Source organism: Mesorhizobium sp. WSM4841, assembly GCF_055811515.1.
The window spans coordinates 14,359-35,272 of record NZ_JBVVQC010000011.1 but is presented as its reverse complement, the minus strand read 5'-3'; the positions used below and the strand labels follow the sequence as shown (position 1 = coordinate 35,272).

The following is a 20,914-nucleotide window of genomic DNA, read 5'->3' as shown; positions in this document are numbered from 1 at the left end:
GAGTACATAAGTATTGCAAGCGATATCCTGCTCGGCAGGCATTCTGGGATTCGTGATGGCAATGCTAAACAGAGACCGGTCAAGGGAGTGATCGCGACGATGAACCGTTCGGAGCCGATCGTCCGGCGCAAACTTTCCGACGAAGTATTTTTGAGACTGAAGCGCTTGATCACCAGCGGCGAATTGCAGCCGGGCGATGACATGCCGTCGGAGCGCGAGCTGATGGAACGCTTCGAGGTCGGCAGGCCGGCGATCCGCGAAGCGATGCAGGCGTTGAGCAATATGGGTCTCGTCGCGATCTCGCATGGCGAGCGGGCGAAAGTGCTTCAGCTGACCGCCAAGTCGATCATCAAACAGGTCGACGGCGCGGCCAAGATCATCCTGTCGTCATCGAAGGACACGCTGGAGCACCTCAAGAACGCCCGCATCTTCTTCGAGCGCGGCATGGTCAGGGAGGCCGCCGAAAAGGCCACAGCAGAGGACGTTCAGCGGCTGCGGGCAACCGTTGCCGAACAGCGGAGCTTCCGCGGCGATTCCGAGGCCTTCATATCCGCTGACATGAAGTTTCATACCCAGATCGCGGCAATATCCGGCAACCCGATTTATGTCGCGGTCAGCGAAGCGATGCTTGGCTGGCTGAAGGAATATCACACCGAGATGCTAATCTGGACCGGCAAGGAAAAGTTCACGCTGACCGAGCATGAAGAGATCATCGGCCGCATCGAGCAGAAGGATGCGGACGGCGCCGAGAAGGCGATGATCAAGCACCTCGAGCGCTCACGCGCGCTCTACGTGCTGAATTCCGGCAGCTGATTCACCCGATCCGGGTGATCGCGTAAGGCGTCATCACAAGGTGGCGTCGTTCGAACCCGGAAATATCAACCGTCACTTCGCTCGCCGTCAGGTTCGCTAGCCACATGACGTTCTTGCCCGAGGGAGAACGGGCGGCCAGCGTGAGCAGCCGCGTCTCATCGCTCGTCCTCGCCGCCACGTGCCTGAAGCCGGCCAGTTCGCAAAGCCCCTGCACGGCCCGGAAGATCGGCCTGGCGTCACCTTCGCCGACGGGTTCCCCGAATGCCGCCAGCACGCCGAGGGATCCGGTAAAACTGGACAGCGTGAGCATCTCCAGTCCGGCCGGCGCGACTCGCGCGGCATAGCCGATCGTCCATGCTGCCGCGAACAGGCCGGCATGGCGGGGATCCCGGTCGGCCATGGCGATGCGCTGACTGTGCGGGGTTGGCCTTGGTCGCGCCGCCATAAGGGTTCTGCCGCATGGCGATGGTCGACGGGCCGATCCGGTAGGGTTTTGCCCCGAAGATCGCCCGCACCGATGCGGTGATGAACGGCAGCGCCTCCAGCGATTGCATGACGCTGAGATCGTCGGCGGCGTGCACGATCGGGCAGGTGCAGTGGGTGACGAAATCGAGCAGGCCGGCGGGAACGCGCTTGCGGTTGAGTTCGGTGAGCTGAACATGCCGCCGCCGAGGCGGATGTCGGGGAAGGCCCGCCGCGCCGCGGCATAGACGTCTTCAAGCGGCGGACATTCAGGCCAGGCGCTGCCCGGCGGCGTCGATTGCCGGTCGACCGAAGGTGAAACGGCAATGTCTGAGAGCTTCAGCCCGGCGTGATGCACCATGCCGGCGACGCCTGAAAGCTCCGCGTCGAGATCACCCTCGCAGGAAACGACGCATTCAAGCGTCGTCTCGACCGGGTAGGCGGCGGCAAGCCGGGCATAGGACTGCAAGACGTCGAGGTCGTGGCCGCGCGTCGGATCGTAGTGGAACATCAGCTGGTGCGGGCTAAGCGCCGACAGTGCCGGCAGGTTCGCCAGCGCTGCCTCGACCTCGCCCGGATAGATGATCACGCCGATATCCGGCAGCAGCGGTCCGGCTTCGCCGAGCTCGATGCGGACAGGTTCGTCGGCTGCTTCGGCAGCAGGCACTTTCCCGTCGCAGGTCACACGCAGACTGATCGTCTGGCGCAGAGTCTCGCGGGCGGGGAGCATATAGGGCCACGGCAGCGCGAGCGGCCGGACATAGGTCTTGTAGGACGCATCCGACCAGTTGCGCTGGTCCTCCATTTCGAACGCATCGCCTTCCATCCGGCATTCGGCGATAACGCCGGGCCGGACCTCATGGGTGATCGCCCGCAGATCCTTGAAAGGCTGCCAAGGGTCGATCAGATGCGGAAGCTTTGTTTCCACCACGCTGCCGTCGGTGTGCTCGACCGTGACCGGGCTGCCGGCCAGGCCGGCGATCGGATGCAGGATGCAGAAACCGTAGCGATTGGTTTCGAAATCGCTTTCGGGGAGTGCGCTCACGTCGAAAGCCAGATGGCCGTCGGCGGAAGCCTTGATCGTCGCGCGAAAGTCGAGCCGGCTTCGCTCTGGTCCGGCACAACTTGCCGAATAGCTGACGGAGAAAGTGTCGGCGCCCTGGTCGATGACTAAATCCGTAAGCGCCGGCTCATAGGTGCCCCAGTCGCGATCCCGGACGATGTAGGCGATGGCGCGCAGCACTTCGATGCCGCCATGGCGGATGGTGCGCAGATTGCCGTTGACGAAGTCGGCGGTGAGCGCGCCGGCGCGCAGCCCGACCGGCTCGGCCTCGACCGCATGCGTGCCATAGAGGAGGAAGGCGTCGGCGATCATCTCAGCAAAGCGTCGAGCTGCACCGGTTCCCGGCTCGCAGCACCCGCATAGGCGGCCTCCACCAGTGCCAAAGTCCTAAGATTGTCCGCTCCCGAGGTTGCCGGCTCGGTCCCGTTCGCCAGGCAGTCGACCCAGTGCTTTTGAATGGCGACGACGCTTTCCTGGATGTTGTGCCATGGGCGCGATGCCCAGGGCAGCAGCGGCGGCGAGACGTCGCTGACCATCGTTCCGTTTCTGCCGGTGACGGTAAGCTGGTAATCTTGTGCAAGCCGGATCGTGCCATCGCTGCCGTCGATCTCGACCAGCGTCTGCGGAAACGGCTCAGTAGCGAGCTTGGTCGCATAGCTGCAATCGACCACAGACGTTGCGCCGCTCTTGTGGTCCATCAGCATGGTAGCGACGTCCTCGCCGGCAATGTTGGGATTAATGCGAGCGGTTCGTGTCGTGATCGTCGCCACGTCGCCCAGCAAAAAGCGGGCAATGTCGAGACTATGGATGCCGAGGTCCTCGATGATGAAACGCTTTCCCGTCGCCAGATAGGGCTGGCCGGAAAACACGTCATAGGCCGAGCGGAACGAGACCCGTCCGAAGAAGGGCGTGCCGATGTCGCCGCTGTCGAGCACGGCACGCACCGCCTGGATCGGTGACTGCCAGCGAAAATTCTCATGCACCATCAACGGCACGCCGGCGTCAGTGCATGCCTTCACCATGGCCTTGGCATTGGCAAGCGACGGCGCGAATGGTTTTTGGCAGATCGCCGGAACGCCGTGCCGTGCTGCCATCTCGACGAGCGAACGGTGGCTCGGCGCGGTGGTGGCGATATCGACGAAATCCAGGCTTTCGCCGGCAAAAAGTGCTGCCGCGTCGGTGTAGCGTCGCGCGATACCGAACTGGTCGCCGACAACCGTGAGCCGTTCCGGGTCACGGTCGCAGACGGCGACGATCGAGACATCGGCGATGTCGCGCCAGGCGTGCATCTGGTTGACGGCAAAGAAGCCGCAGCCGATCAGCGCTCCACGCAGTTCCGCCACCATCAGCCTGCCTTTGCCATCTGCATCAGCGTCACGCGGCTCTGCAGCCGGCGCTGCGCCTGGTCGACGACGACGGCGACGATGATGACGAGGCCCTTGATCACCATCTGCCAGAACGAGCTAACGCCCATCATCACCAGCCCGTCGGAGAGAATGCCGATGACGAAGGCGCCGACGATGGTGCCGCCGATCGTGCCGCGGCCACCCGACATCGAGGTGCCGCCGAGCACCGCCGCTGCGATGGCGTTGAGCTCGAAGCTTTCGCCGGTCGCCGGATGCGAGGCCATCAGCTCGGACGAGATGATCAGGCCGACGATCGCCGCGCAAAAGCCGGAGAACATGTAGACGAACATCTTCACCATGTTGACCCGGACGCCCGAAATCCGCGCCGCCCGTTCGTTGCCGCCGACGGCGAAGATGTGGCGGCCGAGCGGGGTGTATTTGGCCAGATAAGCCGCCCCAAGTGCTACGACGACAAGAATCCATATCGAGACCGGCAGGCCGAGCAGCCGGCCGGCGCCGAGAAAGCCGAATCCTGTCGTGCCCAGATCGGGCCTGCCGACGAGGTTCGGGAAGGTGCGGCCATCGGACGAGAGGAGCGCCAGGCCGCGCGCGACGTAGAGCACGCCGAGCGTGGCGATGAACGGCGCGACATTCAGCCTGGTGATCAGCAATCCATTGACGGCGCCGATCAGTATGCCGACCGCAAGTGTGATCAGTGCGATCTCGAAGACGTTGAAATAGATCGTGTAGCCGATCTGCAGGTCGATGCCGTTGAGCACGAGATAGCCGGCGACCATACCGCACAGGCCGACGATCGAACCAACCGACAGGTCGATGCCTCCGGTGATGATGACGAAGGTCATGCCCATGGCCAGGAAGGCGTTCAGCGCCACGTGCTTCGACATCAGGATCAGATTGGCGGCCGACAGGAAATTCGGCGCTGCGATCGAGAAGAAGATCAGGACGGCGATCAGCGCGATGAACGTCCTCGCCTTCATCAGCGTCAGCAGCACGGAGCCGTTCGAGGCGGAGGCAACAGAAGCCTTGGCCGGGATATCAGTCATGGGCGTGGCTCTCCGTGTGCGGGACCGGCCCGTGACCAAGCGCCGATGCGGCGACGAGTGCCGCCTCCGTCGCCTCGGCGCGATCGAACATGCCGGTCAGTTTTCCATTGCTCATCACCGCGATCCGGTCTGACAGCGCCATCACCTCGTCGAGATCCGAGGTGGCGAAAAGTATGCCCAGTCCGTCGCGGGACAGTTTGCGCATGGTGCGGAAGACGTCGGCCTTGGCGCCGACATCGATGCCGCGGCTTGGTTCGTCCATCAGCAGCACCTTCGGTCCGGTGAGCAGCGCCTTGCCGATCACCACCTTCTGCTGGTTGCCGCCCGACAGCGACGAGACCTCCTGCGCCGGGTCTGCGACCTTGATCGCCAGTTCCCGCACCATCTGCGCCACGGCCTGGTTTTCCCCGGCGCTGCGGATATGGAACAGGCGGACAAACCGCGACAGGCTGGCCAGCGTCAGATTGCTGGCGACCGAGAGGATCGACACCAGACCTTCGCGCTGGCGATCCTCGGGGATCAGCGCCAGCCCGCGCCGGATGCGCCGTGTCGTGTCGCGCTCCTTCACCTTCTTGCCGGCAATGAAGATCGTTCCGGTTGCATGGCCGTGGCGACCCATGATGCAGTCGAACAACTCGCTGCGACCGGCGCCCATCAGCCCGTAAATGCCAAGGATTTCGCCGGCACGCAGCGACAGCGAGACATGATCGACCGCAAGCCCGCCCGTCACGCGCGGCAGGCAGACGTCCTCGGCGCGGAATATCTCTTCGCCCGGAACGTGGCCGTCGGCCTTGGCGAAGTCCTTGGCGTCCGAGCCGATCATCTGCCGCACGATCCATTGCGTGTCGACGTTTTTCATCTTCTCCTGGCCGGTGATGCGGCCGTCGCGCAGTACGGTGATGTAGTCGCCGATGCGGATCAGCTCCTCGAGCCGGTGCGAGATGTAGACGATCGCCACGCCGCGCGCCTTGAGGTCGGCGATCACCTTGAACAGGATCTCGACTTCCGCCGCACTCAGCGCCGAGGTCGGTTCGTCCATGATTAGGATCCGCGCATCGAGCGAAACCGCCTTGGCGATCTCGACCAGCTGCTGCTGGCCGATGCGCAGATCCTCGACCAGCATATCGGGCCGGATGCCGGCTTCCAGGCGCTCGAGAAATTCCGCCGCGCGGCGCTCCTGTTCGCGGCTGTCGATCTTGCGGAACCGGTTGGTGATCTCGCGCGTGGCGAAAATATTCTCGGCGACCGTGAGATTGCCGAACAGGTTCAGCTCCTGGAACACCATGCCGATGCCGCGGCTCACCGCGTCCCCCGACGATGAGAAGGAAACCTCCTCGCCCTCCAGGAGAATGCGGCCGAGCGTCGGCTGTTCGACGCCGGCGATGATCTTCATCAGCGTCGATTTGCCGGCGCCGTTCTCGCCGACCAGCACGTTGACCGCGCCCTTGCGCACCTCGAAATTCGCGCGCTTGACCGCGACGGTGCCCGAGTAAACCTTCGAGACGTCTTCCAGTTTCAGGATGACATCGTGATCGACGGCGGCATTCATGGCTTCGGCCCGATCTCTGCCTCCGCCGGCGTCACCAGCGGCAGGTCCTGGCCGCTGCCCATGGCATAGGCACCGACAACCCTAACGCTCCGGCCCTCCAGCGCTTCGCGCGGCAGCTTGGAAAGCACTGTCCTGTCGGCATAGATGTTGAACGCCTTGCCGAACTGGGCGAAGTCGATCTGGTTGGTGAAATCGTTGAACTGGATGAAGTCGAGACTGTCGCGCAGCGCGGTGCCACGCATCGCCGGTCCGATCTGCACCCGCGCATCCGCCTTGCCGTCGCCGTCGGCATCGACGTCCATGGTCGCCGCGCGTGACTGTGTATTCGCCGTGACCACCTTGCCTTCGAGGTGAACCGCAAAGGTCCATGGCGAGTTCGCCTGCTTCTTCGGATTGCCATACTTGGCGCCGGCAGCCGCTGGAGCGGCTTTCGCCAAGGCATGAACTTCGGGAAATGGCCCGGCCTTCTGCTGGAGATAGGGCACCACCTTGGCAGCCCAGATATCCCCGACCATCTTGTCCGCATTGAAGGCCGGCGCTTTGCCGTCGTTTTCTCCGGATGGTGTCGGCAGGATCTTGCAGGCGGTCAGGCTGATGCCGACGGTAACGGCAAGCATCGGCGCTGCGAGGATCGGCCAGGCAACGGTCGGCCAAATCAGCTTGTTCAACATGTCGGCTTGCTCGGCATGGCGGTCAGGGGCACCCAGGAAATGGAAGCAAGGGACGAGCCGGAAGCTCGTCCCTTGCTATTGATGTCACGCCGGCTCAGTTGGTCAGCGCGAAGGTTTCCAGCTTGGCGGCATTGTCGCCATTGATCAGGACGCAGTCCATCAGCTGCTTTTCCTCGGCCGGAGACTTCTTGTTCTTGATGAAGTTGTTGGCCTGCTCAACTGCCATCTGCGCCTGCGCATAGGCCGGCTGCAGGACTGTGGCCTTGATGCCGCCTGAAGCGATCGAGTCGCGCACGTCGTTCGATCCGTCGAAGCCGACGACAATGACGTCCTTGCGGCCAGCGGCGGCAAGCGCTGCATAGGCGCCCATCGCCATCGTATCGTTGCCGGAGATCACGCCCTTGATGTCCGGGTTGGCCTGGAGGATCGATTCCATCTTGGAATAGGCCTCGGTCTGGCTCCAGTTGGCCGACTGTTGCGCCACCATCTTCAGGTCCGGATAGTCGTCGATGACATCGTGGTAACCCTTGGAGCGGATGCCGGCATTGGTGTCGGATTCCTTGCCGACCAGCTCGACGAAATTGCCCTTCTCGCCCATCAGCTTGACGAACTCCTGCGCCCCGAGCTGGGCGCCCTGGTAGTTGTTGGAGACGATTTGCGCGACGGCGACGCCGGTGGCGTTGATCTCGCGATCGATCAGGAACGAGGGAACACCCGCATCCTTGGCTTTCTGCACGGCGGCAACGGTGGCGTCGGCGCCGGCATTGTCGAGGATGATCGCCTTTGCGCCGCGGCCGATCGCGGTGTCGATCAGCTCGGACTGCTTGTTGGCGTCGTCGTCATGGACAAGCACCAGTGCTTCGTAGCCGAGTTCCTTGGCCTTGGCTTCCGCGCCGACGGCTTCGGCCTTGAAGAATGGATTGTCGTGCGAGGGCGTGATGATGGCAATGAGATCCGCCGCGTAGGCGGGTGCGGCGGTGCCAAGCGCCAGCATGCCGGCGAAAGCCGCAAGTGTCATTCTGCGAGTGAGTTTCATGATTTCCTCCCGTTTGAAAAAGCCTGTGCCTCCGCGGCCCAGGCTAAAATGCATCCCAGTTCGCCAGGCGGATCGCGTCCGTGTCGCGGATCGGTCATTTGCCGGCTCACCTGGGCGGATCATCCTGTTCGATTCCGTCCCCAGGCTGCCCCTCCACCTGCCATCTACCCAATTTTCAGCCCGGCCTCGGCTGGCCAAAGCCATTCCAACAGCTAAGCCAGCTGGTATAATGAGTCAACCACAAATTCAGATGATATGTATCTGATGAGCAGCGAGCGGCTCCTGCATCAGCCACCGGCCATCGGAGAGTCATCCACCAAGAGCGATACTTCGTTCCCTACGATGCGCCGGCAGCTGGCCAAGCCGGATAACCACCACCGTAAGGGGTATGATACGCGGGGTGAGAGCGTAATAAGTAAGTAAAGAGGAGACACTCCTAAGCCTTATTCGGTGCTCAGCGGTACGCGCGGGCTTTGCTAGTATCGCGCTTTGGTTGTGGAATTTCTCCGCGGCCCCAGCCTGCGCGCGGGTTTCTTATGAATCCGTTCGCGGCAAGGATCGCGTTGCCGGTGAGGTTCAGCTATGAATTTTGTGCAGAGTTCCAGGCCGTCATCCTGCAGCCCCGCGCTAAGCTTTGCTGACCGACGGCATTTGGCTTCATTTCGTGGCATCTGCGGCAGGAGCTGCAGCGCCATGTTGTGCCTCATTTCGTTCTGTATCATCCTGCTGCTGGAATCCGCTGCACACGGTCGGCCGAAGGCTGACGACAGACTTGCCCCGCGAGACACGATCGAACTGCACGTTTGGCGATGGACTGCCTTGCGCGATGGCGTTTTGGAGGCGTTGCAGCTCAACCATACTTTCACCATCGACTCGGCTGGCACGCTTGACCTTCCAGTGATCGGGAACATTGCCGCCGCAGGTCTGCGTGAGGAGGAGCTGGCAGAGCTGATTTCCGATCGCTTGCAAGCCAGGAGCGGCCGTCAAGAACGGGCGGATACAACCGTCAAACTGATACAAAATCCGCCCTCGGACATCACAGGTTCGGTGGAACACCCGGGCAAACAAAAAGCGCCCGAACCGCCGGCAGACGCAGCCGACGACAGCTCTTCGGCCGTGGCTTCGGAACGCGCCAGTGTCGAGAAGGGCCAGGCCGGGACGCAACCGAGCGTGCGCGGTTCCCACACACGTTGGGAGCCTGCAGCGGAGCAGCAGCAAGCTCTGGAAGGGGAACGGTTGAAAATGAATGAATTGCTGAATGAGCTGTCGGCCGCTCGTATGGAAGTCGCGGCAGCTCGCGGGGAAGCACTTGCGGCTCGCCAGACTGCTCGCAACGATGCCGTCCGAGACAATCAGAACCTTGCGACGGCGCGTCAACGGGCTGCCGCCTTGGTGCAGGAACTCGATGCGGTGCGGACTGACCGCGGCGCACTGGAACAGAAGCTCCTTGCGGCGCGGAGGGAAGTCGACGCGCTCAGGAAGAGCGTGCAGCCGGCCCGCGGTGATCATGAGCGCCGCGAATTGGCGGCGGCGCGAGCGGAACTGGGCGCGATGCAGCGCGGCGCACGCGACGCCAGCGCGCAGGCACGTGCGGTAGCCGACATGATGGCTGAACAAGGACAAGCCCTAAAACAGCAGCGGCGAAGAGCCGAAGAGCTCGCGCTCGATCTGGAAGTGGCGCAACGCGAAGTCAAAGGCTTAAAGGCCAAAGCCATTCTCGCGGATCACGAGAAGGCCGCCATGCTTGAAGCGCGTCACTCTATGGAGGCCAATCTGGCTGAGGCGCAGCGAGCGCTTGATGAGGAGAGGCACAAGGCTGAGCGCTTCGAACGCGAACTCAGCGCGGCGCGCCAAACTATCGACGCTCTTAAGACAAGCGCAAATCTGGCTGTGGTCGCGCAGACCAACGCCATCAAGGACCGACAGGTGGCCGAGGCGGCTTTAAAGCGAGCTGGCGACGCACTCGAACTGGAACGCGAACGGGCAGATTCAGCCGCACGTGATCTCGACAGGGCTCGCCGGGAACGCGACGCGGCAAAGCAGGAAGCGAGCCGCGTCTCGATAGAGCTGAGCGTAGCGTTGGAGCAAGAACGCAACAAGGCCATCGGTCTAGCCCGCGACCTCAGCGCCGCGCGCAAGGCAATTGACCTCAGCAAGGCCCAGGGTGAGCGTCGCACTGAGCGTATGAACCGCGCTCCGAAAGCACGTGCCACCGCAACTTCACGTGCAGATGTGTCTGCACGCTCGGGGGCACAACCAGCCCGTCAACCGGGGTTGCGGGAAAACCGCAAAGTGAAGGTCAAAAGGCCATCGCGACCTGTCCTGGTGGCGACCATCGCGCTTCCCGACGCATTGCTCCCGACGCGACCGCCGAAGCTCGGCTCTCGCTAGCGAGGGCTGATGGCGGAGGGCATTTCCGTGGGCCGAAATACATGCCGCAGGAGGAATATGGTAATGAATAAATACGTCGCAGCCGCATTGACAATCGCGATCGCAATTGGCCCTGCCTCGGCTCTTGACGCGGGGCTTGGCGGTAAACTTGGCGGTGTCGGGGTCAGTGCTGGTGTGAGCGTCGGCTCGAAAGGCGCCTCTGTGGCGGGAGGCGCGAGCGTCGACGGAGTAGGGGGAGCAAGCCTTGGCGGATCGCTCGGCGCGGGCAAAGGATCGCTCAGTGCCGGACTTGGCGTCAGCGGCAACCTCGGCGGCGCAAGCGGCGGCCTATCCACAGGTGTCGGTGTTGGCGACCGTTCGTCCGGATCGGCCGCGGGCTCTGGGCAAGTCGCGAGCGGCAGCGCCGGCATCACGCCTGCCGCCGCCAAGGCCAAGGCCGCGAGACAATTCGCCGTACTGCCGCGCGCGCTCAGGCCTTCCGGAACTGGTCGCGACGCATTGACGCCAATCACCAATGGCTATCCGTTGGTATTTGTGGCGCCACTGAAAGCGAAACCCGGTATCCCACAAGCTGTGGTGCGCGCCTGCCGCACGGCGATCGCGTCGGCTGCGGCGCCCCTTGGTGCCGTGCGTGTTCACGCGGTAAGCGCAGGTCCGTTGCAGCAACGTCGGGGCGCACTCACGGCGCGGATCGAGGTGCGCATACACTACGCAAGACAAGGTGGCATCGAGGTTCGGCAGGCGCGAGTCGGCTGTCGCCTCGATGCGGCGGGCAGGGTCACCGCGGTGACATAGGACGCGCCTGTCACGCAAAGGGTAGCACGAGAAACACAGTCAGGATTGGCCAGCGTTGCATGAGATTGCCCCTCCTCGATGCCGGGCCACAACCGCATTGTTGAGGGAGCAAATCAATCAATGAAAAGCCGCCCGGGGCGGACGGCTCAAAATGCTTCCATTTTCAGTTACTTCCGCCTCAGGTGATGCGCTGGATGCTGGCCGCGATCTCCTCAGGCTCGAAGACCCGCTTCCAGTCGTCGCGCATCAGCACTGGCTTGCCGAACTCGATGGCCTTGTTGCAGGCGTCGGAGAACACGCCCTTGGTCTCGCCGAAGATGACGGCGCCGAGCACGTTCATGTGGCCAAGCAGGAAGTCGAGCGCGGCCTGCTGGTCGACGCCGCGGGCGACGACCTCGTCGACCGCTTCCTTCATGACGACGAGCAGGGAGGCGCAGACGGTCTCCGAAAGGCCCGGTTCGAGCAGCGCCATCTGGTCGACGGTGACGCGATGCGACCGCATGACCGGAGCCCAGATGATCTTGGCTATCGCTTCGCCCTTGGCAAAGTCTTCTTCGGGTCCCTGCATCAGTGCGCTGACCATATGCTGCTTGGCCTTGACGCCGCCGAAATAGTCCTTCTTGGCCGCCATGTCGGTCTCGTCGTTGAAGATCGGCGGATGACAGGGATGGGTGACGAAATAGGTCAGGTCCGGCCGCTTCGGCAAATGGCCGGCGAAAGGTGCTGCGGCGTCGAGCACGACGACCATGGTGCCGGAAGCAAGCTTGCCTTCGATGCTGGCCGCAACCTTGCCGATATGGGTGTCGGGAACCGCGAGGATCACCACCTCGGCACCATTGAGGGCCTCGTCGGCGCTGACCGCGTCGATGCCCAGCCCCGTCTTCAGCCGCTCGCGGCCGGCGGCGCTGACCTCGACATGGCGTATGGTGTAGGGAGAGCCGCGAAAATTGGTCGACAGGCGGTAACCCATTTTGCCGCCGGCACCAAACAGCGCAATCGTTGTCATCTAGCCGTACTCCTGATCTCGAACGATGGCCCTGCCGATCGTCACCTTAGTAACTGGTATAATCACACTACCATTGATTGGCAATCCGATTTGGGACGAACGAGTTCAAGAGAGCCAATTCCATTGGCGCAGTCCCGCGCCGTTGGCTGCGCCACTTGGTGGCGGCCTTCTCGGATCATGAGGTGGATCGACATCGGAATGCCCGAGTCTTGTAGACGCAGATCTTTTGCATTGCCCGCGAGGGCGGGTCTTTTCAGGGTCCGGCGAGACCGGCAGTCTTGACGTTTAGGCGGTGGTCCGCTGCCAACCGTTTTCAGCAGTATTCGTGGGAGCAGGATCATCAGCGTCCGGGAAACATTGCCTTCAAGCCTTCGCGCGACGCCTTGGCGACGCCGCGTTCCGTTATCAATCCGGTGACCAGCCGTGCCGGCGTCACGTCGAAGGCCGGGTTCGCCGCGGGGGTCGTCTCCGGCGAGATGCGGACCATCGCAATCTCGCCATTCGCGGTCTTGCCCCAGACCAGCGAAACCTCGTCGCTGGAGCGCTGTTCGATCGGGATTTCGGCCAGCCCGTCACCCACCGTCCAGTCGATCGTCGGCGACGGCAGCGCGACATAGAACGGCACGTCGTTGTCGGCAGCGGCCAGCGCCTTCAGATAGGTGCCGATCTTGTTGCAGACATCGCCGTCGGCGGTGGTGCGGTCGGTGCCGACGATGACCATGTCGATCTGGCCGCGCTGCATCAGATGGCCGCCGGCATTGTCGACGATCAGCGTATGCGGCACGCCGTGGCCGGCCATCTCCCATGCGGTGAGCTGGGCGCCCTGGTTGCGCGGGCGCGTTTCGTCGACATAGACGTGAACGGAAATGCCCGCTTCCGTTGCCAGATAGATCGGCGCCGTGGCGGTGCCGTAGTCGACGGTGGCCAGCCAGCCGGCATTGCAGTGGGTCAGGATGTTGACCGGTTCGCCCGGCTGCTTGCGCGCCGCAATTTCCTTAATGATTTCAAGGCCGTTGACGCCGATGGCGCGGTTGAGGCCGACATCCTCGTCGGCGATTTCGCCGGCGCGCCGGTAAGCAGCCTCGGCGCGTTGTCCAGATGGAAGCGGCCGCAGGACGTTTCGCATCTCATCGAGCGCCCAGCGCAGATTGATCGCTGTCGGGCGTGTTTCGTGCAAGACCTCCCAGACGCCGTCGAGTGCCGCATCCGAAGGATCGTCGGCCATTTGCATGGCGACGCCATAGGCTGATGTGACGCCGATCAGCGGCGCGCCGCGCACCCACATGTCGCGGATCGCCGTGGCGATGCCGGCAACGGTGCCGACTTTTTCCACGCGGAAATCATGCGGCAGCCAGCGCTGGTCGATGATCTCCACCGAACGCCCGTCGTCGCTCAGCCAGATGGTGCGATAGTGGCGGTCGCCGACGTTCAAATTCTGTTCTCCTGTTCGATCAGCGCGGCCAATTTGTTGACCTCGTCGATGCTGTGGATCTGGCGCCGGTTGACGGCGATGTGACGGCCGAATTTCAGCGCCTTTGCCTCACATGTGGCGCGCAGATCCTCGTCGGCAATGGTCTCGAAATCGGCGTTGTGCGCGAGGCCCAGAATGCGCCTGTGCACCTCGACGCCGGCAAAGCCCAGCATGTCGGTCCACACCTGATGCAGCATGTGGTCGAGCGCCTGTTCGGCGCCAAGCCTGTCGCCCTGATCCTCGAACAGGCTCTTCTGGTAGAGCATGCCCGTGCGCTCGGTTCGCCACAGATGCGAGAACTCGGTGCGGAAGACCGACCATGTGTCGACCGTCACATCGAGCAGATAGGCGCGCATGGTGTCGCGCTTTCCATTCTGCTCGTGGCCACGCTGCGAGAAGAACGCCATCCAGAAATTGGCGAGCAGCATGCCGACGTCGAAGGCGATCGGGCCGTAAAAGGCGAATTCGGGATCGATCATCCGCGTTTCTGTCTCGGTGACCATGATCGAGCCGGAATGCAGGTCGCCATGCAGCAGCGTCTCCGCATTGGCCGCAAAAATGTGCTTCAGCCGCTGCGCCTCGACCTTGAGATCGCGGTCCGCGCGCAACTCTGCGACGATGCTGTCGAGCTGCGGGCTCGTATGCCGGTTCATCTTGGCGTCAAAATACGGGTCCGAGAACACCAGGTTCTCGGTGATGTCGCAGAGCTCGGCATTGTCGGCGAACAGCGCCAGATCGGCTTTACGATCCTTGGTCGCCATATGCAGGTCGGAGCCGCGAAACAGGGTGCGGGCCATGAACAGGCCGATGTCTCTGGCGATGTTCGGCAGCTGCCGGCCCTCGATCAGCGCGCGCCGCAGGATGATGTGCGGCGACAGATATTCCATGATGATCAGCGCCTGGCTCTCATCGAAGTGATGGATCGCAGGCACCGAACCGGGCGCTCTCGCCTCCTGCCGCGTCAGCGCGTGATACTCGAAGAAGGAGCGCTTCAACGGCAGCGGCCAGCTGTCGCCGACCAGGCGGACATAGGGTAGGGCCTGCTTGACGACGGCCGCACCCGTGGCGCCCTCGACGATGAAGACCAGGTTCAGATTGCCGTCGCCGACCTCGCGGACCTTCCAGCGGATTGTATCTTTGCCGATATGCGAACACAGGGCATCGTTGGCGCCGAGACGTGCTGCCAGGGTGTCGACCGACAGTGCTTCGAACGGCAATTTCCCAGTCATCCTCACCCTCCCGCTGATGTGCTCCCATCATAGTGGAGCCAAGGCGGTTGGTCCAAGCTAGGAAGCTCTCTGGCAATTGTCAATCGTGTTGACAATTGCTGGGGCAGCCTCTAGCGTCATGGTCAGGGAGGAACGAATGGGCAATAATGCCGTGTTCCGCGTGCACGGCCTGAGGAAGTCCTTTGGCCATATCGAGGTGCTTGGCGGCGTCTCGCTCGATTTGCATGCTGGTGAAGTGACCGTGCTGATGGGCGCCAACGGCGCCGGCAAATCCACCCTGGTCAAAATCATCAGCGGCGTCTACGAGCGCGGCGGCGGCACGATGAGCCTTGCCGGCCACGACTTCGCGCCCCAGGACTTTGCGCTCCAGGATTTCGCGCCGAATACGCCGGCGGAGGCGATACGCGCCGGTGTCGTCACCGTTCATCAAAACATCAATGATGGTGTCGTAGCCGACCTCGACGTCGCCACCAATTTGACGCTCGACAGGCTGAGCGGCAGCGGCGCGCCGACCCTGTTCAATCCGGGCCGGGTGCGTCGCGAGGCAAAGGCGGTTGCCGACCGCATGGGGCTGGCCATCGACCTGAGAGCCCGGATCAGCGATCTCTCGCTGGCCGACCGCCAGATGGTGGCAATAGCCCGCGCCATGGCGCATCAGCCGAAAGTGCTGATCCTCGATGAGCCGACGTCCTCTCTGTCCAGCGCCGAGGCCGACCGGCTTTTCGCGCTGCTCGACAGGCTTCGCGAGCACGGCGTCGCAATCCTCTACATCTCGCACCGCATGTCGGACATCAGGCGGCTTGCCGACCGGATCGTCTCGATGCGCGACGGCGTCATCTCAGGCGTTTTCGACCGAAAGCCGCTCGACTATGAAGGCGCGGTCAACGCCATGCTCGGCCGCAAGATCCACCTCGACCGGATCGTCGCCAGGAATTCGGCCAGGCCTGTCCTGACGATCGACGGGTTGCGCATTGCGCAAGGCGCCAGGCCGATCTCGCTGACGCTCGGCGACGGCGAAGTCGTTGCCATCACCGGCCTCGTCGGCGTCGGCAAGACCGCACTCGCCGAGACGCTGTTTGGCGTGCGCAAGCCGCTGTCCGGCGCCATGATGCTGAACGGCAAACCCTATGCACCGGGTTCGACAGGCGAGGCGATCGCCGCCGGCGTGTTTCTCGTCGCCAAGGACCGGGGCGAAAACGGGATCGTCGGCGACTTCAACATCCAGGAAAATATCAGCCTGCCGTTCCACAGGCGGATGTCGCGTCTGGGCGTTCTCAAGCGCCGCATCGAGCGCGCCACCGCGCGCCGGCAGATCCAGGAGCTGGGCATCGTCTGCCGCTCGGAGAAGGACGAAATGTCTGCCCTTTCCGGCGGCAACCAGCAGAAGGTGATGGTCGCCCGCTGGATTTCGCAGGCCGCAAAACTGTTCATCCTGGACGAGCCGTTTCAGGGCGTCGACATTTCGGCCAGGCGCGATATCGCGGCCAAGCTGCGGGCGAGCGCGAACGGCCGTGCGACGCTGCTGTTCGTCACCGAACTCGACGAAGCGCTGGAGACCGCCGACCGCATCCTGGTGATGTCGGAGCAGACAATCGTTGGCGAACATCGCAATGCCGACATCGACCTCGAGCGCCTGCTGGCCGAAGTGGCGGGCGGGCCGTTGCACAGCGCAGCGTAAAGGGCGGGCAGATCATGGGACCTGGAATGGAGAGGGCATGAGTTCGGGTTGGGTAAGGATGGCAGCGGCGCGCGACCATGCCATCCGCTATGGCTTCATCGTTCTGCTGTTCGGGTTGATTGCCTATTTCGCCGTCGCCGCCGATGGCTTCGTCTCACCGCAGAGCGCCGTCTTCATCTTTCAGTCCGTCGCCATCACCGGCGTGCTGGCGCTCGGCGTCACCGCCACCCTGGTCGTCGGCGGCTTCGACCTGTCGATCGGCTCCGTCGCCACCAGCGCCATGATGGCGGCCGCCTATGTCATGGTGGTGCTGGAGCAGAACGCTGTCGTCGCGGTTGTCGCCTGTCTCGCGATCGGCGTCATCGTCGGGCTCATCAATGGCTGGCTGATCGTCTATATGCGTGTACCGGACCTTCTGGCGACGCTCGGCATGATGTTCCTGCTCGTCGGCTTGCAGCGAATCCCGACCGAGGGCCGCTCGATCGCCACCGGCATGACGATGCCTGATGGCTCGGTCGCCAACGGCACGTTCGGCGCTGGCTTTCTGGCGCTTGGCCGCCACCGCTTCGATTTCTTCATCCCCAACCTCATCCCGGTTTCGGTGGTCGTCCTGCTCGTGCTTGCGGTGCTGATCTGGTTCTTTCTCGAATACACCCGTTTCGGCCGTATGATGTATGCGGTCGGCAGCAACGAACGGGCTGCCGAGCTCGCCGGCGCGCCTGTCAAGGCATACAAAATCTGGGCCTACGTTATTTCAGGGGTTTTTGCCTCGATCGGCGGCATTTTGCTCGCTGCCCGGCTTGGACGCGGTGACATCGCCTCGGGTAATAATCTCCTGCTCGATGCTGTAGCGGCGGCGCTCATCGGCTACGCGGTCCTCGGCGCTGCCAAGCCGAACGCCTTCGGCACGGCCGTCGGTGCGGTGTTTGTCGGCGTGCTGCTGCAGGGCCTGACGATGATGAACGCGCCCTACTACACGCAGGATTTCATCAAGGGCTTGGTTCTCGTGGTTGCCCTTGTCTTCACCTTCGCCCTTTCCGGCAGGGGCAAGAGATAGGATTTCGACAGATAGGATTTCGACCGGCTGAAATTTGAGTTCAACAAGTGGAGGAAACAACATGAAGATCACAAGAAGACTTTTGGGGAAGGCAGCGCTTGGGCTTGCCGGCGCCGCGCTGCTGATGCAGGTCCCGGCGATGGCGCAGGACAAGCCGGCGCCGTTCGACAAACCCGGCGCCGTCAAGATCGCGCTGGTCCGCTATCTCTCGACCGGTGACTTCTTCCAGGCCTACCTTTCCGGCGTCGAAGCGCAGGCCAAGGCGCTCGGTGTCGATCTGCGTGTCCTCGATAGCCGTCAGGACGCCGCCCTTCAGGCAGACATGGTCGACCAGGCCATCGCGCTCGGCGTTCAGGGCATCATCATCCAGCACGGCTTGACGGAATCGATGAAGGAAGCCGCCCAGCGCGCGGTCGACGCCGGCATCAAGGTCGTCGCCTTCGACGTCAATGTCGAAAACCCCAGGATACCGCAGATCGAGCAGTCCGACCGCGACCTCGCGCGCCTCGCGCTTGAACAGGCGGTCAAGGACAATGGCGAGAGCTGGAAGGCCGGCTACGTCTACGTCGCCGGCATCGCGCCGCTCGACCGCCGCAACGAGACCTGGGTCGACTTCAAAAAAAAATATGCGGGAATCAACGAGGCGGCGATGTTCGGCACGCTCGACAATCCGATCGCCAATTCCGTCGCCAACCAAGCCCGCTCGGTGCTGTCGGCCAACCCCGACATCAAGGTGATGTTCGCGCCCTATGATGAATTCGCCAAGGGCGTGAAGATCGCCGTCGACGAGGCCGGTCTGTCCCAGGACATCAAGATCTATTCGGCCGACATCTCGACCTCCGACATCGCCGCAATGCGCGAGCCCGACAGCGCTTGGGCGGCAACCGCCGCCACCAATCCGGCTGTCGTCGGCCAGGTTTCGGTGCGCGCGCTGGCGCAGCTTTTGGCCGGCGAAGACCCCGGCCACAACGTCATCGTGCCGCCGACGCTGATCACCCAGAAGGACCTGATCGACAAGGACATCAAGAACATGGAAGACTTATCGGCCAAGCTGCCGCAGTTCGCCCATGCCGATGTCGCGATGCCGGCCTGGATGCCGAACCCCAACGCCAAATAGCTTTTTATCGCAGGCAAAAGAAAAGAGCGGCTTTCGGGCCGCTCTTTTTGCGTCTGGACTGTTCTTGAGCCTACCTCAGCGCCGCCGCGATGTTGCCGCCATCCACCGTCGTCACATCGGCGGTGGTCCGCTCGGCCAGCGCCTGATGCAGGAAGGCCTGGGCGACGTCTTCGGCCGTCACTTCCTGGCCGAGCAGGTTGCCCGCCATGTATTCCTTCTCCGACACGCCGCGCGCGCCCGAGCGGCTGGCTATCATGGCGTCGGTCAAAAGCCCGGAACGGATGCGATCGGCGTTGACGGCATTCGAGCGGATGCCATGGGCGCCGTAGTCGAGGGCATACTGCCTGGACAGGAACAGCGTCGCCGCCTTCGGAATGCCGTAGGCGCCGAACTTCGGACCTGGATTGATTGCCTGCTTGGAGGTGTTGAAAAGCAGCACGCCGCCGGTGCCCTGTTCGAGCATGATCCGCACCGCGTTCTGCGCCGCCGACTGGTGGGCGAAGAAATTGAGCTCGAAGCTCTTGCGCAAAGTGGCGTCGTCGAGCTCACCGATCCTGCCCTCCCAGGCCGCACCGGCATTCGAGACGAGGATGTCGAGGCCGCCGTAGACGGCGACCGCCTTGTCGAACGCAGCGCGCATCTGCGCCGGATCGGTGATGTCGGCGCCGATGCCGATCGAACTGTTGCCTGCCTTCTTCGCCGCTTCCGTCGCCCTTGCCGCGTCGAGATCGACGACGACCGCATGGGCGCCGTTGTCGGCGAACAGCTTTGCGGTGGCGGCACCGATTGCGCCGGCGCCGCCGGTGACCAGCACCACCTGGCCGGTCAGCGGTTTCGGCTTGTTGGAAGCGAGCTTGGCCTGTTCCAGCGACCAGTACTCTAGCGGGAACAGGTCGGCTTTTGAGAGTGGGCGGAAATCGCCGACCGCTTCGGCTCCGCGCACCGCCTCGATCCACATTTCACCGACGTCGGAGGCGATCTTCGCATCCTTGAGCGTACGGCCATGGCCGAACATGCCGAGGCCCGGCACCAGCGTCAGCCGCGGCATCTGATCGAGCATCGTGCGCTCCACATCGTCGAGCGCGTCGTTGGTTTCGAAGTAGGCGCGATAGTCCTTGGCGAACGTCTCGACATGTTGGCGAATGACGGATTTGTAGTCGCCGATCTTGTCGGCGTCGGGTGCCGGCAGCGCCATCGGTCCGGTCTTGATGCGGATGGACAGGTCGGGTGTCGACACGCCGCGCCCGGCATAGTCGGCAATCCTCGCGGAATTGATGAAATCGACGATTGCCTCCGACGTGCGGAAATCGCTGATCATGCGATCGAAGCGGCCTTCGCCGCGCGCCACCGCCACCGCGCCGCGCAGCAGCGGCGCGATATCCGCAGGCTTCGCCAGCCTGGCCGGCAAGGCGGCTTTTTCGGTGCGCGGCTTGCCGTGGCTGGCGATGAAATCCTCGGCGACGTTCACATAATGGATCATCCGGTCGTAAGCCTGTTTGGCGTCGTCGCCAAAGGTGAAAATGCCATGCTTGTCGAGAATCATGCCTTCGACCGTCGGGTCGGCGTCGAAGACATCGGCCGCCGCCTTCGCCAGGTCGAAGCCTGGCATGATGTAAGGCACGAACCCCATCTTGCTGCCGAAGACCTTCTTGCTCAGCGCCTCGCTGTCGTCCTGGTCGACGACGGCCAGAACGGCGGTTGAATGGGTATGGTCGACAAATTTGTGCGGCAGGAAGGCGTGCAGCAGCGTCTCGACCGAAGGGTTCGGCGAAGACGGATCGATGAGGTTCACCCGTTGCAGGGCGACCATATCCTCGTCGGAGAGTTTTTTGAGCGATCGCGCCTTCAAGAGGGCGCCGAGCTTGACCGCCGGCAGGCCCTGCGGCTCGATGACGCCCATGTCCCAGCCGCTGCCCTTGACGCAGAGCACGTCCCATTCGTCGCCGACCAGATCGGTGGCCTTTGTCTTGCAGGAGGTGTTGCCGCCGCCATGCAGGACAAGCCGCGGTTCGCCGCCCAGAAGCCTGGTCGTATAGACGCGCAGCGCCAGGTCGCGGGCCACACCCCTTTTTGCATAGTCGGCAACCAGCTTCTCCGCGTCGCCGTCATTCCACAGGTTCTTCATGTTCGCTTCGTCCGATTTGCTCTCGTTGTGAAACAGGAATG

At 63.1% G+C, this 20,914-nt stretch carries 16 protein-coding genes and 2 pseudogenes; 6 read left to right on the top strand and 12 right to left on the bottom strand.

Translation table 11 applies throughout. The features are described 5' to 3' along the window. The first annotated feature begins 99 nt into the window (after positions 1 to 99). Positions 100 to 813 (top strand): transcriptional regulator NanR, encoded by a 714-nt coding sequence (locus AC0L14_RS15360; protein WP_473750012.1) that lies wholly within the window; start codon positions 100 to 102, stop codon positions 811 to 813. A 1-nt stretch (position 814) separates the two neighbouring features. Here AC0L14_RS15360 and AC0L14_RS15355 read toward each other — a convergent pair whose 3' ends face one another. The 8 genes and pseudogenes from AC0L14_RS15355 to AC0L14_RS15320 all read right to left on the bottom strand — a co-directional run bounded on the left by AC0L14_RS15355 (position 815) and on the right by AC0L14_RS15320 (position 8,004). Continuing rightward, positions 815 to 1,258: a D-apionate lactonase family protein gene (locus AC0L14_RS15355; RefSeq protein ID WP_473750092.1), complete on the bottom strand. Its 444-nt coding sequence runs from the start codon at positions 1,256 to 1,258 to the stop codon at positions 815 to 817. Positions 1,259 to 1,316: 58 nt separating this feature from the next. After that, positions 1,317 to 1,430, bottom strand: a pseudogene (locus tag AC0L14_RS15350) (D-apionate lactonase family protein); the annotation flags it as partial. A 47-nt stretch (positions 1,431 to 1,477) separates the two neighbouring features. After that, a pseudogene (locus AC0L14_RS15345) lies at positions 1,478 to 2,650 on the bottom strand (D-apionate lactonase family protein); the annotation flags it as partial. Then, a complete protein-coding gene (locus tag AC0L14_RS15340; RefSeq protein ID WP_473750091.1) occupies positions 2,647 to 3,681 on the bottom strand; it encodes a Gfo/Idh/MocA family protein in 1,035 nt (344 codons plus the stop codon). The gene AC0L14_RS15340 and the pseudogene AC0L14_RS15345, both read right to left, overlap by 4 nt. Before the next feature lie 2 nt (positions 3,682 to 3,683). Next, a complete protein-coding gene (locus AC0L14_RS15335; protein ID WP_473527419.1) occupies positions 3,684 to 4,748 on the bottom strand; it encodes an ABC transporter permease in 1,065 nt (354 codons plus the stop codon). Continuing rightward, on the bottom strand, positions 4,741 to 6,297 hold the full coding sequence (locus AC0L14_RS15330; protein WP_473750011.1) for a sugar ABC transporter ATP-binding protein: 1,557 nt from the start codon (positions 6,295 to 6,297) through the stop codon (positions 4,741 to 4,743). The genes AC0L14_RS15335 and AC0L14_RS15330 overlap by 8 nt, the downstream gene beginning before the upstream one ends. Next, positions 6,294 to 6,968 carry a DUF2291 family protein gene (locus tag AC0L14_RS15325; RefSeq protein ID WP_473527417.1) on the bottom strand — a complete coding sequence of 225 codons (675 nt, stop codon included), beginning with the start codon at positions 6,966 to 6,968 and terminating at the stop codon, positions 6,294 to 6,296. The genes AC0L14_RS15330 and AC0L14_RS15325 overlap by 4 nt, the downstream gene beginning before the upstream one ends. A gap of 94 nt (positions 6,969 to 7,062) precedes the next feature. After that, a complete protein-coding gene (locus AC0L14_RS15320; RefSeq protein WP_473527416.1) occupies positions 7,063 to 8,004 on the bottom strand; it encodes a substrate-binding domain-containing protein in 942 nt (313 codons plus the stop codon). A 693-nt stretch (positions 8,005 to 8,697) separates the two neighbouring features. On the opposite strand from AC0L14_RS15320, the gene AC0L14_RS15315 reads away from it, so the two are divergent. Further along, positions 8,698 to 10,395: a polysaccharide biosynthesis/export family protein gene (locus AC0L14_RS15315; protein WP_473750010.1), complete on the top strand. Its 1,698-nt coding sequence runs from the start codon at positions 8,698 to 8,700 to the stop codon at positions 10,393 to 10,395. A 63-nt stretch (positions 10,396 to 10,458) separates the two neighbouring features. Then, a complete protein-coding gene (locus AC0L14_RS15310) occupies positions 10,459 to 11,190 on the top strand; it encodes a hypothetical protein (RefSeq protein ID WP_473750009.1) in 732 nt (243 codons plus the stop codon). A 178-nt stretch (positions 11,191 to 11,368) separates the two neighbouring features. Here AC0L14_RS15310 and AC0L14_RS15305 read toward each other — a convergent pair whose 3' ends face one another. From AC0L14_RS15305 to mtnK, 3 genes are all read right to left on the bottom strand, one after another. Beyond that, positions 11,369 to 12,196 (bottom strand): phosphogluconate dehydrogenase C-terminal domain-containing protein, encoded by an 828-nt coding sequence (locus tag AC0L14_RS15305; protein ID WP_473750008.1) that lies wholly within the window; start codon positions 12,194 to 12,196, stop codon positions 11,369 to 11,371. Between the two features lie 340 nt (positions 12,197 to 12,536). Further along, positions 12,537 to 13,628, bottom strand: coding sequence for an S-methyl-5-thioribose-1-phosphate isomerase (mtnA, locus tag AC0L14_RS15300; RefSeq protein ID WP_473750007.1), 1,092 nt, complete (start codon positions 13,626 to 13,628; stop codon positions 12,537 to 12,539). Then, positions 13,625 to 14,896, bottom strand: a complete 1,272-nt coding sequence (gene mtnK, locus AC0L14_RS15295) for an S-methyl-5-thioribose kinase (protein WP_473750006.1) — start codon at positions 14,894 to 14,896, stop codon at positions 13,625 to 13,627. The genes mtnA and mtnK overlap by 4 nt, the downstream gene beginning before the upstream one ends. A 136-nt stretch (positions 14,897 to 15,032) precedes the next feature. On the opposite strand from mtnK, the gene AC0L14_RS15290 reads away from it, so the two are divergent. From AC0L14_RS15290 to AC0L14_RS15280, 3 genes are all read left to right on the top strand, one after another. After that, positions 15,033 to 16,574: a sugar ABC transporter ATP-binding protein gene (locus AC0L14_RS15290; RefSeq protein ID WP_473750005.1), complete on the top strand. Its 1,542-nt coding sequence runs from the start codon at positions 15,033 to 15,035 to the stop codon at positions 16,572 to 16,574. 37 nt (positions 16,575 to 16,611) lie between these two features. Next, positions 16,612 to 17,631: an ABC transporter permease gene (locus AC0L14_RS15285; RefSeq protein ID WP_292186995.1), complete on the top strand. Its 1,020-nt coding sequence runs from the start codon at positions 16,612 to 16,614 to the stop codon at positions 17,629 to 17,631. Between the two features lie 61 nt (positions 17,632 to 17,692). Beyond that, positions 17,693 to 18,748, top strand: coding sequence for a substrate-binding domain-containing protein (locus AC0L14_RS15280; protein ID WP_473750004.1), 1,056 nt, complete (start codon positions 17,693 to 17,695; stop codon positions 18,746 to 18,748). Positions 18,749 to 18,818: 70 nt separating this feature from the next. On the opposite strand, the gene AC0L14_RS15275 is transcribed toward AC0L14_RS15280, so the two are convergent. Next, positions 18,819 to 20,873, bottom strand: coding sequence for a bifunctional aldolase/short-chain dehydrogenase (locus AC0L14_RS15275; protein ID WP_473750003.1), 2,055 nt, complete (start codon positions 20,871 to 20,873; stop codon positions 18,819 to 18,821). Positions 20,874 to 20,914: the final 41 nt, after the last annotated feature.